Raw genomic sequence first — 17,123 nt, 5'->3', positions numbered from 1 at the left:
CTGTTTTGTGGCTGCCGTACTATGGTTGCTTTGGTATATTTTATGCCTGCCATATGCGCGTTGTTAGTAGATGTGTATCCATAAAATAGACCTGTTTTTAATCAATCTATCCAGTTGAATATTTAGATATTGTTATTGATTCACATCAAGATCTACAGCTACAACCCATATTAAAATACCCCTTATTGGTTACTTGTTTTTAAGCTGACTTTTGATGTGGGTGAAAATGCATAAATTTAAAATAATTAAAACAGATGTCGCCATTATTGGTGCCGGGGGCTCGGGATTACGAGCTGCAATTGAAATCGCGGAAAATCATCCAGATCTTGATATTGCACTTATTTCCAAGGTCTATCCGATGCGCAGCCATACCGTCGCAGCAGAAGGCGGTGCCGCAGGTGTAGCACAAGATCATGATTCTTTAGAAAACCATTTTAACGATACGGTTTCCGGTGGTGATTGGTTATGTGAACAAGATGTGGTCGAGTACTTCGTCGAGAATGCTGCGAAACAACTCACGCAATTAGAGCATTGGGGCTGTCCGTGGAGTCGTAAACCAGACGGTTCAATTAATGTTCGAGCCTTTGGCGGCATGAAAATTGAACGCACTTGGTTTGCAGCCGATAAAAGTGGCTTTCATATTTTACATACGCTGTTTCAAACTTCGATACAGCACCCTAAGATCACTCGATTCGATGAGCATTTTTGTTTAGACCTAATTGTTGAAGATAACAAGATCCAAGGTGTTGTTATTCTTGATATCGCTGAAGGTGAAATCAAACTGATCCAAGCAAAATCGGTGATCATGGCTACAGGTGGTGCAGGGCGTGTGTACAGCTATAATACCAACGGTGGCATTGTTACTGGTGATGGTATGTCACTGGCTTATCGTCATGGTATTGCACTGCGCGATATGGAATTTGTACAGTATCACCCAACAGGCTTACCGGGCAGCGGCATTTTAATGACCGAAGGTTGCCGTGGTGAAGGTGGTATCTTAGTGAACAAAGATGGCTACCGATATTTGCAAGATTACGGTTTGGGACCTGAAGTACCTGTAGGGCAAACTAAGAATAAATACATGGAACTCGGCCCCCGTGACAAACTCAGTCAATGTTTCTGGCAAGAACAGCAAAAAGGCAGGGTAGTCGAAGGTGAACGTGGTGATTATATTTATTTAGACCTGCGTCATCTCGGCGAAGATAAAATTAATGAGCGCCTGCCATTTATCCGTGAACTCGCAAAAGCGTATGTCGGTGTTGACCCAGTATATGATCCAATTCCAGTGCGCCCAACAGTACATTATACGATGGGTGGTATTGCCACTGATGCTAAAACAGCAACCTCGCTTTCTGGTCTGTATGCTATTGGTGAGTGTGCATCTGTTGGTTTACATGGCGCTAACCGACTTGGTTCGAACTCGCTGACAGAACTTGCTGTATTTGGTCAACTTGCAGGTCAAGAAGCAGCTAATTATGCGAGTAATCATCAGCATAAAGATATTGCACCACTGAAAGCACAAGCTGAAGCGGTAATTAAACGCATGAATGACCTTCTGCACAGCGATGGTTCTGAAAAACCTGCTGATATTCGTCAAGAAATGGGCGACTGCATGGAAGAGGGCGTTGGTATCTACCGTACTCAAGCATCGATGCAAAAGACGATTGATAAATTAGCCGAGCTTAAGCAGCGTTATAAACATATTAAGGTCGAAGATAAATCGAGCGTCTTTAACACTGACTTCTTATACACAATTGAACTGGGCTATTTACTCGATACGGCAGAAGCAATGGCACACAGTGCGATTTTACGTGAAGAATCTCGAGGTTCTCATCAACGTATTGATGGCTTTGAAGCGCGTGATGATGTGAAATTCTTAAAACATTCACTTGCGTACTACCAAGCAGACAAAGCACCAAAAATTGATTATAGCGATGTAAAGATCACCAAGAGTCAGCCCGCAGTCCGTGCTTATGGTGCTGCTGGTGAAAAATTAGCGCAGGAGGCAAAATAATGACTCATCAAAGTATTAAAATCGATATTCTTCGTTACCGCCCCGAAATGGATGATAAGCCTTTTACCCAAACGTTTGAACTGCCCTACAAAGCCGATATGTCTATTTTAGAGGCTCTGCAATATATTAAAGACAATCTGGATAGTACTATTAGCTTCCGTTGGTCTTGTCGTATGGCGATCTGTGGCAGTTGTGGTTTGATGGTTGATGGTGTACCAAAGCTAGGTTGTAAAGCGTTCCTGCGTGATTACTACCCTAATAATGTCAAACTTGAACCATTGGCTAATTTCCCTATTGAGCGTGACTTAGTGGTGGTAATGGATGACTTTATTCAAAAATTAGAAGGCATAAAGCCTTATATCATTCCTGAAAAAACAGGTTCACAAGAGAAGAAATGTTTATCTGACGGCGCTTATAAGCAAACACCTGAACAAATGGATAAATACAAAAAATTCTCAATGTGCATTAACTGCGGCCTTTGTTATGCAGCCTGCCCACAATATGCGTTAGACACTAAATTTACCGGGCCTGCAGCTCTTGCATTACTCGCGCGTTATAACCGCGACAGTCGCGATGCTGGTACAGCTGAACGCATGAAAATAGTCAATCAAGAAGAGGGCGTTTGGGGTTGTACGTTTGTTGGTTATTGTTCCGTGGTTTGCCCAAAAGGGGTTGATCCAGCGGGGGCTATTCAATTGCTAAAAGTTGAAAGCAGTAAAGACTATTTAATAGGTATGTTTCAGCCTGATCAATAAACACTGAATAGTGAGGAATTAGCAATGAGTAAACGTAAACCTTATACAAGAGAATTACCCACTGATTGGTGGATGAAGCAACTTTTTTATACCAAATACATGATCCGAGAAGGCAGCAGTGTATTCATTACTATTTATAGTTTGATACTTGCTAGGGGTGTATTAAGACTTAGCCAGGGTGAAGTTGCATTTAATGCTTGGTTGGAATCACTACAAAATCCAGTGGCGATTATTTTTCATTTTATCGCATTGGCGTTTGCGCTGTACCACACTGTAACATGGTTTTCATTAGCGCCTAAAGCTGTTGATTTATGGATACAAGGCAAACGCCTTGATGACAAAGTAATTGTCTCTGGGCATTATGTTGCTTTTGCGGTTGCAACGGTTTTTTGTCTATTTGTTATTATGCTGTAAGGAGCCGTTATGTCTGAGATGAACAAGAAAACCTACATACGATCTCACGAACCTGTTTTTTGGGGATTATTCGGTGCTGGTGGAATGTTAACGGGTTTTTTGACTCCTGTGATGATTTTAATTACTGGGTTATTAATTCCGTTGGGGATTATAGAACAAGGCCGTTTTAACTATCAAACTTTGTATGGTTTTGCGACGACTTGGTATGGCGCGGCAATTATTCTCGTGTTAATTGCACTACCACTATGGCACACCTTACACCGCATCTTTCATGCATTACATGATTTAGGCATTAAACGTGGCCGAGATTGGCAGCAAGTACTAAGCTATGGCTTTGCCTTTGCGGTAAGTGTGTTTGTATTTACCTTGTTACTACAAATGGCTTAGTTAGATTTTAAGTCTAAGAATTAAAGGTGTTGCTTCTAGATTAAACATGAAGTGATGCCTTTGCTCTTTTACTTGTTGTTTTCGTTGAAGCGTTATATTTATATACAGAATGTTTGTTATTTAATACATTTTGAATGCTTGTTGGTTTATTTACAAAACAGCATTTACATCTTATCTAAGTTGTTCTAATATTCGCTCCATTGCTGCGGAGGGGTGGCAGAGTGGCCGAATGCACTGGTCTTGAAAACCAGCAGGGGTTAATAGCTCCTCGAGAGTTCAAATCTCTCCTCCTCCGCCATCTATTAGAGAAGCCGGAACTTATTCATTTAAGTTCCGGCTTTTTGCTTTCTGTATCATTTCTAATTTAAATTCACTTCTTTAAGTCGCTTTACATTTGGTTGAGTTCGCTCACATTATCTTTGCATTTCTTTACATTTTATTGCGTTCGTTCACATAAAATGGGGACCTACAATGAGTTACTCAATATACCCTGTTAAAATTTCATGATGATTAACCTTTGTGTAACAGGTAATTAGCGTGTTTCATTTGCTCACAAGCTCAGTAATGGTTAATCATTCCGAACCCCCAGTATTATCCAATATAATTGTATAGAGGTTATTGTGAAAAAAAACGTTATTTTATTATCATTACTTTCTAGTGCTTGCTTACCTGCTTTTGCTGCTGAAGATAAAGACACTATTCAGGCTGGATTGATGTCTAGCCAATTTTATAAAGAATCGTGTTACATAGAGCCTGATGATATTAACGCAGATCTTGATATTACAGCGTGTGAAAAGTACGTTTTTATCAATCTATCCAAAGCAAAGGAACAAATTCGAAGTATTGCTACAACTCAGCTATTGAATATTGGCGTGATGAGCCCATACGTTTTAGTGAGTAATCCTAATGTTGAATCTGAAAGAGTAATTACCACACTCGATACCTATGAAGAAGATGTAATTATCGATCTCATTAATAGTGTGGAATCAGACTGGGTGTCTAACCCTACGCAATTATCTATTGTTGACAGTTTCCCAAGGGCGGAAAGTTTGGTTAGTCACGCAGGGGAAACTTTTAGTGACTCAAGTAATGCATCATCAAATTATAGCTGGCGATTTAGACAGGTGGTTAAACTAAATCAAGGTTTTTATCCAACAAAGAATGATGTTGCCATCTTAAATTATGAAGTGGAAACAATCGCATCTAAGCCTACTTATTATCAAAATAGCGATAATGCGAAATATGTTCGCGTTACGCTGGTTGGCGGTAGTGGGATTAATTTTAATCCAACGGAGGGGAGGGGGAGAGATTACAAGACGATCCGAACAAACTCTGCACCTCATCAGTTACTCAAGTATTCCTATAGAGAATATTTAGATAAAGTAAAAATATCAACAAGTTGGAACGATGGTAAAGCTGAGTTATATGACTCATTTCCGCGTAACAATGATCAGGATAGATCAGGTTACACTTATAACTCCAACATCAGTTTTAGTTTAGGTGTTAGTATTCCGAAAGTACCGATTAATGAAATTGGTTTTGAATCATCAAAATCAATGACGTTTCAAAATGGTAATTATTTTGATTACTACGCCAATTCTGCACGAACCGCACACAGCGTAGAATATAAAAATAAAGAGTATGGTTCTGATAATCATAGATACTACGGTCTTGTGAATAATTCGCGGGACCGATGGGACTATTTAGATGGTATAGAGCCGCCTTTTAAAACATTCCACAACTTGAATTCAACGCCATATAGCAATGGTTTTTTACCAAAATATTCCGTTACTTACTCTGCTAATAACAGTGCAAGTGGCCAGTCAGTTTTGACTGTTCTGACGGATATACGTGGTATGTCATTACAAGGATTCGCAAAGTGGTGGATTGGCAATTTATATTGGGGTGGGGTGAATAGCCGCAAGGGTTATGGCAATGACTATATTCAGAAAGCTTATACATTATCGCTTAAGTTAAACGTTAACTGGGATAGTCCTATATTCGCAGGTACTGAGCCAAGTGTCATAACTTACCCATATTTATCTGTCAATACAGCGCATTGCTTTACCGTTAATGGTAGCCAGGATGTTACAGCAGAACCTTGTGACCCATCGAATACCAATCAGCTATTTGTTTATACACCGGAAAGGAAGTATGTGTATGTTAATAATAAAGCCCTGTGTTTAGACAGTTCAGAAGGACAATTGAAAGTCGCACAATGTAAAACGTACGGCAGTAACAATCAAACGTGGATGTGGTATACCGCACCATTGAGTAATAACATCTATGACAATACCTTGTTATATACAACGACGTCATCTGGTGACTTTAAAGTGGTTAAGGGCAGGGGGGTGAATGAAGCAATGTCTATTGAAAAGGCTGATGCATTAGATGCTGCCTTCCAAATGTGGCCTAAAGCAAAACTAAATTCGCAAAATGGTCGGTATAGATCCGCGGTCACAGTACAATAGTGTTATCCGGCAGTGTTGTTTTTATACAATTGGTTGTTTATTTAACTCGTTGAAATAAATTTATAATTTATTCTGTGATGTGTATTTACAAATAACGGCGTTTACCCTATTATTCGGACCTGCTGCGGAGGGGTGGCAGAGTGGCCGAATGCACTGGTCTTGAAAACCAGCAGGGGTTAATAGCTCCTCGAGAGTTCAAATCTCTCCTCCTCCGCCATCTATTAGAGAAGCCGGAACTTATTCATTTAAGTTCCGGTTTTTTGCTATCTGACCTAAATAACATCCACATCTAGCCCCCGAATGATAAAGCATTAAAAGAAGGTTGATACGGGTAAGCAAAACTGTAATTCAAACTGCTCATCATCGTCTAAAAAATGATTCTTTTGGTAATGCACGTAAGCTGGAGTCGATTGCATTTTAAATCCAGATGATGGTAGCCACTGTTCAATAATCTTACTTAAATACGGCAGTAATTCACCATACTTACCTGTTAATTTAAATACTGCGTGTAAACCACCAGGGATCACCATGCTGTTCACCATGCCACGGCGTAGCAAAGGTTTATCTATTGCTAGACATGCCACATAGCGGCATTGTTCTAAGCCGACAAAAGTAGGGTTAGAGTGGTGTAAGCCAAACTGTTGTTGATCACTTCTGCCTTCCACATTTGCCCACGCCACCAGAGTTTGCCAAGCGAGACGAATGGATCGACCATAACCTTGATGGCGGACATAAGCCACATGCCTTTCGGGTAATTCAATAATTTGGACTCGGGGCAATATGCGGTTTTGAATTCGAGCGTAAGCTGCTGCAATCTCTGGATCGCGCAAATAAGGCGGGGTGCTGGTGGCTAAGTCTTTACTGCGCCACTCTCCCGGTGACATGGCGAAGGTGGCTTTAAATGCACGGCTAAAAGAAGATACTGAGGCAAAACCTGACTTTGTCGCGACAGTGACGACTGAGCTGCTGATATCAAACATTAACTGGTTAGCTGCAAACTCTAAGCGGTTACGGCGAATGTATTGGTGGACGGATTCACCAACAACATTTTTGAATACGCGGTGAAAGTGTTGTTCAGAATAAGCGGCGATCTCAGCCAACTGTCTCGCTGGCAGTTCAGCACTAATATCACTATGGATAAAATAGAGTACATCGTTTATTCGTGATGTTTGATGATTTAAAGATGGACTTGTCGGCATTGAGATCTTATAAAAGCATAAATGGACATCTATAAGCGCATAAATGGACATGCCATGTCAAATTTATCTGCGTACTATAATGGATAGCTATTTCGTTATTAATCTCTTTTTTATCCGTTTTTAAAGTTAATTTAACTAAAAAACTATATAGCATGTGATTAGTTAGCGATTAAAACCAATAAAAACAAAATAACCAGAGAGATACATTATGCAGTTAGCGAAATCATTACAAGCCATTAAACCGTCTTACATAAGAGAAATTTTGAGTGTCGCTAACTCTGCTGAAGTTATCTCATTAGCGGGGGGACTACCTGATGGTGATCATTTTCCTTTGGCGCTAATGGAGAAGAGTATCCAACAATTGAGTACGCGTGCAGAATTATTCCAGTATGGCAGTACTGCAGGTTATGGGCCGTTATTAACTTATTTCCGAGAATGTTATCAATTATCTGATCAGCAAGATGCGTTGGTTTGTACGGGATCGCAGCAAGGACTTGATTTGATTGCGCGTGCATTTTTAGACGCTGGCGATAAAGTGGTCATGGAAGCGCCAAGCTACCTAGGCGCTCTGCAAGTATTTGGATTGGCGCAGGCAAGTATTGAGAGTATTCAGCAAGGTGCTGATGGCCCTGATTTACAAGAGTTAGAGCAATGCTTTGCGGATAAGGCAATCAAGATGTTTTATGCAGTACCTGATTTTCATAATCCAACGGGTGTATGTTGGTCACTTGAGGTGCGTAAAAAAGTCGCGCAACTGTGTCAGGAATATAATGTTGCACTGATTGAAGATGCCCCTTATCGTGAGTTACGTTTTGCAGGGACTGAATTACCTTTGGTATCAAGTTTTTGTCCTGAACAGGCAATCGTATTACGTTCATATTCTAAGATAGCAACGCCTGGCATTCGTTTAGGTTTAGTGAGTGGTCCTAAAGCGTGGATCTCGGCACTTGAACGTGTAAAACAAGGTGCAGATTTACATTCAAGCCAGCCAATGCAAGCGGTATTATTAGATCTGTTACAACATGAAGACTTTCCTAAGCATTTAGATGGGCTACGTCAGTTATACCGTCAACGTTATCAATACCTAGCGGATCTATTAACCGCGCAATTACCTGATGATTGTCAGTTTGAACAAGTTGAAGGTGGTATGTTTATTTGGTTACGTTTGCCTGAATGTAATGTTGATAAACTTGCCAAAGACATGCTCGATGTGGGGGTTGCTGTTGTACCTAGTTCTGTATTCTATCAATCAGAGGCAGGGAAGGCCGCTGCATTTAGATTAAACTTTACCAATGCTTGTCATTCAGATTTAGCATTGGCAGTTAATCGACTGGTACAAGTACTAGAAACAGTTGTGTAGTTTAGCGAGAATAAACGAAGGGCTGTATCACACAGCCCTTTTTGTGATTTAATCTATATCATTCCGAATTTGTAATTACCGTTATTCATTAAGCAAAAATCTTCTCGGCCCAACGAGTTAACCCTTTAGTTACACTACCGAAATGATCACCAATAATGATTTCACAGTTTGGATAGTGCTGTTGGATATATTGGAAGATGATCGGTGATTTGGCTGTACCACCCGTCACAAAGATAACATCCGGTATTGTTTGTGCTTGGGTAATCGTCTCATCCATTAATGCTTTTATTTTTGTTAACTGTGGCGCATTGGCGAGTTCCAGCGCTTGACGTTCTAGCGCTAAAGTTAATCCGTTTTCAACAAAGCCTAAATCTGCGATTGTGCTAGACGCTTCAGATAGTTGCTTTTTCATTTGTTCTGCAAGATTCACCACTTGATACGTCTGTTTTTGTTGTTGTACCTTGAGTAAACGGGTGATCAACTGTTTTTGTTCCGCATTTTTATACAGTTCTTTTAAGCCGATAAGGCTACGCTGACTATAAAAGTCGGTTTGACTGCCGATGTCATTAATCGCAACCGCATCCCAGAAAGGTTTAACAGGCATAGGCAGGCCACTTATTAGGTGCGAGCCTAGACCGAAAAGTGGCATTAATGATTTTTGTGCAAAATGAATATCAAAATCATTACCACCAATACGTTCACCTGAGTAACCTAAAACATGTTTAAAGCGATCACTCAGACCGCAATTATCGGGTCCCATTTTAAGTAATGAACAGTCAGTTGTACCACCACCGATATCGACTACAAGCACAGTTTTTTCTGTTGTTAGACTTTGTTCATAATCAAAACCTGCAGCAAGCGGCTCATACAGAAACTCAATATCTCGAAAGCCTGCACGTTGCGCTGCTGTTGTTAATAGCGATAACGCTTGTTGGTTACTCTCTTCGCCTCTAAGGCCTTGGAAGTTAACTGGCTTACCCATCACAACTTGGGTTATTTGCTTATCTAACTGTGTTTCAGCTTTATGCTTGATATTGCAAATCATCGCGGTGACAACATCTTCCATTAAAGCAAGTTGTAGCGGGCTTAAACTGGTCGCACCTAAGAATGATTTTGGCGATTTTATGTAATAACCTTCTTCGGGATCTTCTAGGTAGGTATCAAGCGCTTCTTGGCCAAAGAATAATTGGTCTTCATAGCCATCATTAATCAAGTTACGGCCAGCTTGGATAGGACCGCGGCGTAATTGCAGATAATTTGGTTTTGCTACTGAGTCAGGTAAGTGACGCGCGACCCAGTTAGGGATCATATTTCGATGCGAAGCATATAGCGTAGATGCTAGATAAGAACTGTTCTGGCCAAGAGAAACAAGTTCTGGGTTGGCATTATTAACATACCCAACAGCACAGTTAGAAGTACCGTAGTCAAAACCGACAAACATAAATCTTTCCAATTAAATCACTCAGCCGCGCATTGTACACTGCCGTGATAAGCGAAACCAGATTGAAATCGGATCTTACTTAATCGGAGGCAGATTAGCCATTTTGCATCAATATAAGGCAATGATGTTTAGACGTTACGTTGTTATTTAGACGTTATGTTGTCATTTAGGTGAATGTAAAAAGCGAGTAAATATGGTTGAATTAAAATCCGATTAGTTTATTTTTGTTTGTTTAATGGATTAAGATCATGATAAATACAGTTGAAATTAACACTGCTGATGGTTATCAGCTTGTTGCTAGCGAATACAAACCGAATAGCAATAATGGACGCGTTGTTATTATTAATGGTGCAACAGGGGTGCTACGTAAATATTACCAAGCATATGCAGAATTTTTATGTGCACGGGGTTTTACGGTTATTACTTACGATTACCGAGGTATTGGAGATAGTAAACAAGCGAGCGTAAATGCTAAGCCGGCAAGTATGATGCATTGGGGACAACTTGATATGGATGCAGTGTTAACTTGGACGCAAGCTTGCTATCCCGCAATGAAAATTTTAGGTGTTGGTCATTCTATCGGCGGACAACTACTTGGCATTACTCCCAATAATAATCGCTATGAATCTTTTTTAAATATTGCAGCACAACAAATCCACTGGAAAAACTGGAAACGTAAAGATCAACCACTATCTGTGTTGTTCTTTTATTGTGTTTTACCTTTGTTTTATAGTGCGAACAAAGGGTTACCAAAATGGGTGCTTGGCGCTGAATATCTACCGCAACAAGTTATTCGAGATTGGAGTCGTTTTGGGCGTAAACCATTTTATACTGATGAACAAGGTAACGAGTTGCATGATGGTTATCATCAGTATAAGGGTAAGATGCGATTCTATGCCATGGCAGATGACAATCGGTTTGCCCCTCCAAGCTGTGTTAAAGCGCTGCAACGTCATTTTAAAAATGCAGCATCGGATATGGTGGTTATTGACCCTAAACAGGTCGGCATGAAATCGATTGATCACTTTGGTTTTTTTAAACGTTCGATGAAAGAATCAGTATGGCAAGATACATCAGATTGGCTACTCATATCTTCATAGTATTGGAGTTAGTATTACTTGCGTGCTAACCTTGCCGAAAATACCATTCATTAAGGTTTAGGCTTGGCACAATCCAATATAAAATTTCACCTCCTTGTCATGCTTGCTACTACATTGGTAGCAGGATCATTTCTGGCATCGGCAAATCTTGCTGGTCTTGTAAATCCATTTTCTCTCACCTTATTACGATTTACTGGCGCGGTTAGCCTATTGTTACCATTTATTCTGGTGACTAAAAAATGGCGTAATAAGGTATTGCGGACTTTACCGCGATCGATGGTGATTAGTTTATTTTATTCCGTGTTCTTTATTTTCCAGTTTGAAGCATTAAAAATAACGACAGCGTTAAATACGGGGACTTTATATACTTTAGTGCCATTTATAACTGCGATGCTGTGTGTGCTGGTATTTAAAGATAAAATCAAAGTTAAGCAGTTGATGATTTATTTACTTGGCGCCTTGGGGACTTGCTGGGTTATTTTTGGCGGTGACTTGTCTCGATTGGTCGAGTTCTCTTTAAACAGTGGTGATCTGTTATTTATTGCGGGTTGTTTTTCCATGTGTTGTTACTCTATTTCGATGAAACGTCTTTATCGAGGTGATGAACTAATTGTTATGATATTCAGTACGTTACTTGGTGGTTGTATCTGGATGGGGCTGGCTCTGTGGTTATCTGGACTACCATTAGAATGGCATTTGATCCAAGGTGAATCTGTATTTTACATGGCATATTTGGTTGTGGGTGCCACACTCATGACAGTATACTTATATCAGAAAACAACGGTCGCATTGGGGCCTGCACGAGTAATGGCATACATCTATATGAACCCTGCCGTTGTTGCTTTGTTATCGCTATTGGTGAACGGACAAAGCATTAGTTTACAAGTTATTCCCGGCATTTTGTTGTCAGCCTCTGCGACCTTATTATTGCAACGTCAAGCGAGCGCCAGCAAAACCTAGATTGTGTATTCAAGTATTTAGCGTTAAAACAGAGTCAAGATCTTAATTCGTCCCTAACGAAAAATAGAAAAAGGTACTGTATGTTTAACACACGCATAAAAACAAAAAAGTTAGAAATCAAAGCGTCGCCCTCGGATCGCGCAAATGATATGCGCGGTATTAATCAGCTTGCGGTTGATGCAGTAACAGGTTTAACTGATATCGTGGAAGCGCTCCATTACACAATTTTAAGTTTGGGCCTTAATAAGCAAGATACACAGCCAAGAACGCGGGGGGTTACGGGATTTGTTTATCGTAACATTCGAACGGTAACCGCATTCGTCGGTGACAAAATAGATTTTTCTTTATCTCAATTAGGCTCGGCACTTGGACAGCATGAATCGTCGCTAAACCGTGAAGTTGCGATTTCTATGCTTAATGGTGTATTGGGGGATTATTTACTCGAACGTGAAAATCCTTTGGCTGTGATTATGCAATTTAGGCGTGACGGTAAACCATTATCTGATGTGGCTTTACGCAATTTGATTGAGAAATCTAACGGCAAGATATTGTTGATGGTACATGGGCTGTGTATGAACGATTTACAGTGGCAAGTTGATGAGCATGATCATGGTGTTGAATTAGCCCGAGATCTTGGTTACGAGCCTATTTATTTACATTATAATACAGGTCGACATATCTCGGAAAATGGTCGTGATTTATCCTCGCTGTTGGAATATTTAGTTGGTTTATCTCCACAACCTTTATCATTATCTATTCTTGCTCATAGTATGGGTGGCTTAGTGTCTCGCAGTGCTTTTTACTATGGCGAAAAAGCAAAACATACTTGGTTAGAACAAGTGAATAAAATGGTGTTTTTAGGTACACCGCATCATGGTGCTGCGCTTGAAAAGGGCGGTAATTTGATTGATGTATTACTTGGCTCAAATCCGTACAGCAAGCCATTTGCTAAGTTAGGGAAAATCCGTAGCGCAGGGATCACTGACTTACGTTATGGTTCGATTATTGATGAAGATTGGCAAGGTAAAGATCGCTTTAGCTATACAATGGATAATAGAGGCTCCTTAGCCCTACCTAATGGTGTGCATTGCTATACGCTTGCCGCTGTAAAAAGCAAAGAGTCAACTGTTGTTGGTGATGGTTTAATTGGTGATGGTTTAGTTAATGTTGATAGTGCGTTAGGTCGACATAATGATGATTTACTTCATCTTACGTTTCCTGAACACCATCAGTGGATTGGACGCGATATGAATCACATGGATTTGCTATATCATCCAGATGTTTATAGAAAAATTAGACAGTGGTTACTGGATCCTTAAAAAGGTTAGTTGTAACGCAGTTGGTATAGAATAATGTTATTGATGTCGAGATATAATGTTATTGGTCCCGAGGATAAACTTGCATGTTATCAATCCTCGGTTATCTGCTATACTGTGCGCCATAACTAAAATTGTGAGTCATAACGACATCACGCTAGCCTTATTAGGACTAATTAATGACCAATAACGATATTTTACGCCGTATTCGCTACACTTTTAATTTCAGTGACGACAAAATGATTGCTTTGTTTAAACAAGCTGAAGCTGATGTTACACGTGGTGAAATCAGTGATTGGTTAAAAAAAGATGACGATCCTGCATATGTGCGTTGTAATGACACACAGATGGCGACTTTTTTGAATGGTTTAATTAATGCTAAACGCGGTAAAAAAGACGGCCCACAACCTGAGCCTGAACACGCGATTAATAACAACATTATTTTACGTAAGTTAAAAATTGCTTTAGATCTTAAGAATGAAGATGTTCTTGAATTATTAGAACTTGCTGAATTCCGTTTAGGTAAACACGAACTAAGTGCATTTTTCCGTAAACCTGATCACAAACACTTCCGTGAATGTAAAGATCAAGTATTACGTAACTTCCTTGCAGGTATGCAAGTAAAATATCGAGCTGAAGACAAGTAATAAGATTAAATCATGAATAGAAAGAAAAAAGTTGTTTCGACATTAAAGAAAAAAGCTAAAAAAGCGAATGCTAAATTGGCTCCTCATTCTAATAAACCTCGTTATATTTCTAAAGCCGAACGTGAAAAAATGGCTTTAGAAGCAGAGGTTATTCAGAAGGAAGAGAGTAATCAGCAAGCAGGAAAGGCTCAGGAAGAGCAAGTTTCGGCAGAATAAATGGCCTTAGCTGAAATGTAAGAATGATAAATATAAAAGGTATAGCATTGCGCTGTACCTTTTTCGTTTTTAGCTTAAAGTTTAAATATAGAGTACTGGTTTCGTCCATTTTCTTTACTTTGATACAATGCGCTGTCGGCATTCTTCGTCCATGTATCAACAGCGTCTGTAGTAGCGGTAAATTCAGCCATACCAATCGAAATGGTTACTTTAATCGTGTTACCATCATCTATGATGGAAATTTCCTCAATCGCTTTACGAAGGCGATCTGCTAATATCACAGCATTTATTGCGGATGTGTTAGTCAAACAAATTGCAAATTCTTCACCGCCATATCGAGCAGCAAAATCAGTTTCTCTAACATTATCTCGCATCACTTTAGACACGGCTGCAATAACCTTATCACCAGCAACATGGCCATAGGTATCATTCACATTTTTAAAATGATCAATGTCTAACATCATTAATGTTGATACTTGTTCGTAGCGTTTAACACGCTTAAATTCGTGATCAATCAGGCTGTTCCAATGATGACGATTATTTAACAGGGTTAGGGCATCAGTTTGACTTAGGTGTGCCAGCTTTTCATTTGCTTTATCGAGTTGTAAACGGTTAATCGCAATATCGGTTACATCATAAATAATCAAGCTTACGTGTGTCACTTCACCTGTGAGGGATGCTAGCGGTATGATTGTCATATTCTGAAACATAAATTCAGAAATACCAGTCACTGGGCGATAGTTATTAAAACGGAAAATATAAGGGCGTTGTTCCCAACTGGTGAATGCGTTGTTTTTTAATAAAAATACGGATTCAATTTTACTCCGTAACCATGATTCAGGTAACTCGGGAAAATGCGAGAATAGGTTTGAGTCTTGTACAGTCCTTGAGCTTAACCCGCTGTGATTACTCATAAAGCCATTCCAAAGTTGAACTTTAAAGTCTTTATCTAGTACTACAAGACCAGCATCAATGGTTTGTACCATATCCATGATCCAATGAAACTCATGCAATGAATGTTGATTATCCATGTTAACAATTCCTTGTAACTGTCTTGTTATTTGATTGGTCTGTAGTTTGATAAATCATCAAAACACAATAAATTAATCGATGAGGTAAGAAAGACTATTAAGTAAACTTGGTAGTGACTTTTCAGTAAAGAGTAATAACAGATCACATTGCACATTATGGTGCTCAATTTGATAATTGATTTCAATAGCGACCGTCTTTTGTTTACGGAAGTTATTGGCGTTAATCATCTCTTGTACTGTGCTGTGCTGACCCAGAACAGAAGGGTGGCCCTGACTAAAGCTAACATTCAATTGTTGGCTAAACCCTTGCAAAAATGCACCGATAAGGATATTTGCTGTATCCATGAGAATTTCTTTCTCTTGGAAGTTTGAATTTTCGTGCTCAATACCCATTAATTTAGCCATGTCATCGAAGCTTGAATCATGGAATAGCAGTAGTGCTTCACCAGAAATACCTGAACAAATGAAGCCTTGGCACACTGTTGAAATAGATGCCTGTTCGGATGCGGCTGATAATGCCATGGTTAATTCACTGGCTTCAAAGACATTTACATTCGGCACGGGTAATAGCACAAATACATCAAGTAAACGCGCTAACAAATCGGCTGCTTGGCCCATTGCTACATTGGCGACTTCTTGCAGTGCATCACGGAATTCAGCGGGTAACTCTAGCTCATTACTTAATGTAGGTAAGGTGTCCGGAATTGATTGTATTAAATCTTGCTGTCTTTTTTCAGCTAATTGTTGGGCAATTAATCGTGCTTCAGTTTGAGATAATTCATCTTTTTCGACAATACCATAATTAATAAGGATTGTTTCTATTTGCTGACTTGTTACCGGTTTTTTGATAAAAGCAAGTGCACCTAATGCCATTACGCGTTGGTGTGCTTCAGCTTGAATATCACCCGATACTACAATCACAAGCGCATTAAGTTGCTCTTTTTGAATGGCTTCTAAAACTTGATAACCATCCATCACTGGCATATTAAGATCGAGAAATACGATGCTACCTTTACCAGCCTTGATTGCATCAATACCTTCGGCACCGTTAGATGAAAAACTCACATCCACATCCCAATAAGGAGGCAGTGTTCTGGCCATTTGTTTACGTGCTAGGTTTGAATCATCACAGATTAGTACGGAGACTGACATGAATATCCTTTTTCATCTTCAGTGAAATAGCAAAGATTTATTACGCAATAATAACGAAAAAAGAGGGGAAGTTAAAGAATTAGAAGGCATATTATCAAAAATAATGACAGATAAACATATCGATTTTTGATATTTGAACAGTGAATAACACTGTTCAAAAACATCTTATTGTGGTTTAACAACCATTACACTCATTGATGCTGAACTTACAACTCTTGCTGCTACTGAACCAATAACGGCAAGCTCTAATTTAGCGCGTTTGTGGCTTGGCATCACGATTAAATCAGCGTCGTATTTATTTGCTGCCTTGATAATCTCTTTGGAAGGTTTGCCTTCCATCATATGTATTTGTGTTGGAATACCACTATCAATATGCTTTTTTGCAAAATCTTGTAATGCAGAATGTGCAGATTTACGGATCTCTTGTAAAACCGACGCAGGGAAGTGCGCCGAGACCATAGGTAGTTGAGACGTTGGTAATACATTTAATAAATGGATTGTTGCGCCAGAAATTTTTGCAAGTGTGCAGGCGTGTTCAGCAGCAACGTGACTAAAACCTTCTTCGTTAAGGTCCACGGGTAGTAAGATTACTTTATACATAATAAATTACTTATTTAAAGTGATTTGGATATATGCAGTGTACTTAAGTACACTGCATAT

The 17,123-nt window shown here is 39.5% G+C and carries 16 protein-coding genes and 2 tRNA genes; 13 read left to right on the top strand and 5 right to left on the bottom strand.

Annotation, left to right across the window (positions count from 1 at the left end):
• The first annotated feature begins 226 nt into the window (after window positions 1-226).
• The 7 genes from frdA to HWV03_RS15635 all read left to right on the top strand — a co-directional run bounded on the left by frdA (window position 227) and on the right by HWV03_RS15635 (window position 6,258).
• Complete coding sequence (gene frdA / locus HWV03_RS15665; protein ID WP_211676751.1) at window positions 227-2,014, top strand: fumarate reductase (quinol) flavoprotein subunit; 1,788 nt, start codon at window positions 227-229, stop codon at window positions 2,012-2,014.
• Entirely contained in the window at window positions 2,014-2,769 is a 756-nt protein-coding gene (locus HWV03_RS15660) for a succinate dehydrogenase/fumarate reductase iron-sulfur subunit (RefSeq protein WP_274609795.1), read from the top strand. Before frdA ends, HWV03_RS15660 begins: the two co-directional genes overlap by 1 nt.
• A gap of 24 nt (window positions 2,770-2,793) precedes the next feature.
• Entirely contained in the window at window positions 2,794-3,183 is a 390-nt protein-coding gene (locus tag HWV03_RS15655; RefSeq protein WP_211676750.1) for a fumarate reductase subunit C, read from the top strand.
• 9 nt (window positions 3,184-3,192) lie between these two features.
• A complete protein-coding gene (gene frdD, locus HWV03_RS15650) occupies window positions 3,193-3,570 on the top strand; it encodes a fumarate reductase subunit FrdD (RefSeq protein WP_211676749.1) in 378 nt (125 codons plus the stop codon).
• A gap of 207 nt (window positions 3,571-3,777) precedes the next feature.
• A tRNA-Ser gene (locus tag HWV03_RS15645) sits at window positions 3,778-3,868 on the top strand.
• 322 nt (window positions 3,869-4,190) lie between these two features.
• Entirely contained in the window at window positions 4,191-6,041 is a 1,851-nt protein-coding gene (locus HWV03_RS15640; RefSeq protein WP_211676748.1) for a ricin-type beta-trefoil lectin domain protein, read from the top strand.
• 126 nt (window positions 6,042-6,167) lie between these two features.
• A tRNA-Ser gene (locus HWV03_RS15635) sits at window positions 6,168-6,258 on the top strand.
• A 94-nt stretch (window positions 6,259-6,352) separates the two neighbouring features.
• On the opposite strand, the gene HWV03_RS15630 is transcribed toward HWV03_RS15635, so the two are convergent.
• A complete protein-coding gene (locus tag HWV03_RS15630; RefSeq protein ID WP_211676747.1) occupies window positions 6,353-7,240 on the bottom strand; it encodes an AraC family transcriptional regulator in 888 nt (295 codons plus the stop codon).
• A gap of 208 nt (window positions 7,241-7,448) precedes the next feature.
• Between HWV03_RS15630 and HWV03_RS15625 the strand changes: the two genes are divergently transcribed.
• Window positions 7,449-8,600 carry an aminotransferase-like domain-containing protein gene (locus tag HWV03_RS15625; RefSeq protein ID WP_211676746.1) on the top strand — a complete coding sequence of 384 codons (1,152 nt, stop codon included), beginning with the start codon at window positions 7,449-7,451 and terminating at the stop codon, window positions 8,598-8,600.
• Window positions 8,601-8,688: 88 nt separating this feature from the next.
• On the opposite strand, the gene yegD is transcribed toward HWV03_RS15625, so the two are convergent.
• A complete protein-coding gene (gene yegD, locus HWV03_RS15620; RefSeq protein ID WP_211676745.1) occupies window positions 8,689-10,041 on the bottom strand; it encodes a molecular chaperone in 1,353 nt (450 codons plus the stop codon).
• Window positions 10,042-10,289: 248 nt separating this feature from the next.
• Here yegD and HWV03_RS15615 point away from each other — a divergent pair, with 248 nt between their 5' ends.
• The 5 genes from HWV03_RS15615 to HWV03_RS15595 all read left to right on the top strand — a co-directional run bounded on the left by HWV03_RS15615 (window position 10,290) and on the right by HWV03_RS15595 (window position 14,280).
• Window positions 10,290-11,141: an alpha/beta hydrolase family protein gene (locus HWV03_RS15615; protein WP_211676744.1), complete on the top strand. Its 852-nt coding sequence runs from the start codon at window positions 10,290-10,292 to the stop codon at window positions 11,139-11,141.
• Between the two features lie 63 nt (window positions 11,142-11,204).
• Window positions 11,205-12,101 carry a DMT family transporter gene (locus HWV03_RS15610; protein WP_211676743.1) on the top strand — a complete coding sequence of 299 codons (897 nt, stop codon included), beginning with the start codon at window positions 11,205-11,207 and terminating at the stop codon, window positions 12,099-12,101.
• 80 nt (window positions 12,102-12,181) lie between these two features.
• On the top strand, window positions 12,182-13,420 hold the full coding sequence (locus HWV03_RS15605; RefSeq protein WP_211676742.1) for a PGAP1-like alpha/beta domain-containing protein: 1,239 nt from the start codon (window positions 12,182-12,184) through the stop codon (window positions 13,418-13,420).
• A gap of 176 nt (window positions 13,421-13,596) precedes the next feature.
• A complete protein-coding gene (locus HWV03_RS15600; RefSeq protein WP_211672395.1) occupies window positions 13,597-14,064 on the top strand; it encodes a DUF1456 family protein in 468 nt (155 codons plus the stop codon).
• 12 nt (window positions 14,065-14,076) lie between these two features.
• Window positions 14,077-14,280, top strand: a complete 204-nt coding sequence (locus HWV03_RS15595) for a DUF2986 domain-containing protein (protein ID WP_211676741.1) — start codon at window positions 14,077-14,079, stop codon at window positions 14,278-14,280.
• A 74-nt stretch (window positions 14,281-14,354) separates the two neighbouring features.
• Here HWV03_RS15595 and HWV03_RS15590 read toward each other — a convergent pair whose 3' ends face one another.
• From HWV03_RS15590 to HWV03_RS15580, 3 genes are all read right to left on the bottom strand, one after another.
• Window positions 14,355-15,311: a GGDEF domain-containing protein gene (locus HWV03_RS15590; RefSeq protein ID WP_211676740.1), complete on the bottom strand. Its 957-nt coding sequence runs from the start codon at window positions 15,309-15,311 to the stop codon at window positions 14,355-14,357.
• 72 nt (window positions 15,312-15,383) lie between these two features.
• Complete coding sequence (locus tag HWV03_RS15585; protein ID WP_211676739.1) at window positions 15,384-16,463, bottom strand: response regulator; 1,080 nt, start codon at window positions 16,461-16,463, stop codon at window positions 15,384-15,386.
• Between the two features lie 165 nt (window positions 16,464-16,628).
• Window positions 16,629-17,063 (bottom strand): universal stress protein, encoded by a 435-nt coding sequence (locus tag HWV03_RS15580; protein ID WP_211676738.1) that lies wholly within the window; start codon window positions 17,061-17,063, stop codon window positions 16,629-16,631.
• Between the last annotated feature and the right edge of the window lie 60 nt (window positions 17,064-17,123).

The sequence above is a fragment of the Moritella sp. 36 genome (genome assembly GCF_018219415.1).
Taxonomy (GTDB): domain Bacteria; phylum Pseudomonadota; class Gammaproteobacteria; order Enterobacterales; family Moritellaceae; genus Moritella.
The sequence above is the reverse complement of the archived record's forward strand: the minus strand, read 5'-3'. Positions and strand labels throughout refer to the sequence as shown.

Excerpts from the sequence above, each read along its gene's own strand:
- HWV03_RS15590 (WP_211676740.1), bottom strand. The coding sequence starts at position 15,311 with ATGGATAATCAACATTCATTGCATGAGTTTCATTGGATCATGGATATG.
- HWV03_RS15580 (WP_211676738.1), bottom strand. The coding sequence starts at position 17,063 with ATGTATAAAGTAATCTTACTACCCGTGGACCTTAACGAAGAAGGTTTT.
- frdA (WP_211676751.1), top strand. The coding sequence starts at position 227 with ATGCATAAATTTAAAATAATTAAAACAGATGTCGCCATTATTGGTGCC.
- HWV03_RS15655 (WP_211676750.1), top strand. The coding sequence starts at position 2,794 with ATGAGTAAACGTAAACCTTATACAAGAGAATTACCCACTGATTGGTGG.
- HWV03_RS15625 (WP_211676746.1), top strand. The coding sequence starts at position 7,449 with ATGCAGTTAGCGAAATCATTACAAGCCATTAAACCGTCTTACATAAGA.
- HWV03_RS15660 (WP_274609795.1), top strand. The coding sequence starts at position 2,014 with ATGACTCATCAAAGTATTAAAATCGATATTCTTCGTTACCGCCCCGAA.
- HWV03_RS15585 (WP_211676739.1), bottom strand. The coding sequence starts at position 16,463 with ATGTCAGTCTCCGTACTAATCTGTGATGATTCAAACCTAGCACGTAAA.
- HWV03_RS15630 (WP_211676747.1), bottom strand. The coding sequence starts at position 7,240 with ATGCCGACAAGTCCATCTTTAAATCATCAAACATCACGAATAAACGAT.
- HWV03_RS15615 (WP_211676744.1), top strand. The coding sequence starts at position 10,290 with ATGATAAATACAGTTGAAATTAACACTGCTGATGGTTATCAGCTTGTT.
- HWV03_RS15595 (WP_211676741.1), top strand. The coding sequence starts at position 14,077 with ATGAATAGAAAGAAAAAAGTTGTTTCGACATTAAAGAAAAAAGCTAAA.
- yegD (WP_211676745.1), bottom strand. The coding sequence starts at position 10,041 with ATGTTTGTCGGTTTTGACTACGGTACTTCTAACTGTGCTGTTGGGTAT.
- frdD (WP_211676749.1), top strand. The coding sequence starts at position 3,193 with ATGTCTGAGATGAACAAGAAAACCTACATACGATCTCACGAACCTGTT.
- HWV03_RS15600 (WP_211672395.1), top strand. The coding sequence starts at position 13,597 with ATGACCAATAACGATATTTTACGCCGTATTCGCTACACTTTTAATTTC.
- HWV03_RS15605 (WP_211676742.1), top strand. The coding sequence starts at position 12,182 with ATGTTTAACACACGCATAAAAACAAAAAAGTTAGAAATCAAAGCGTCG.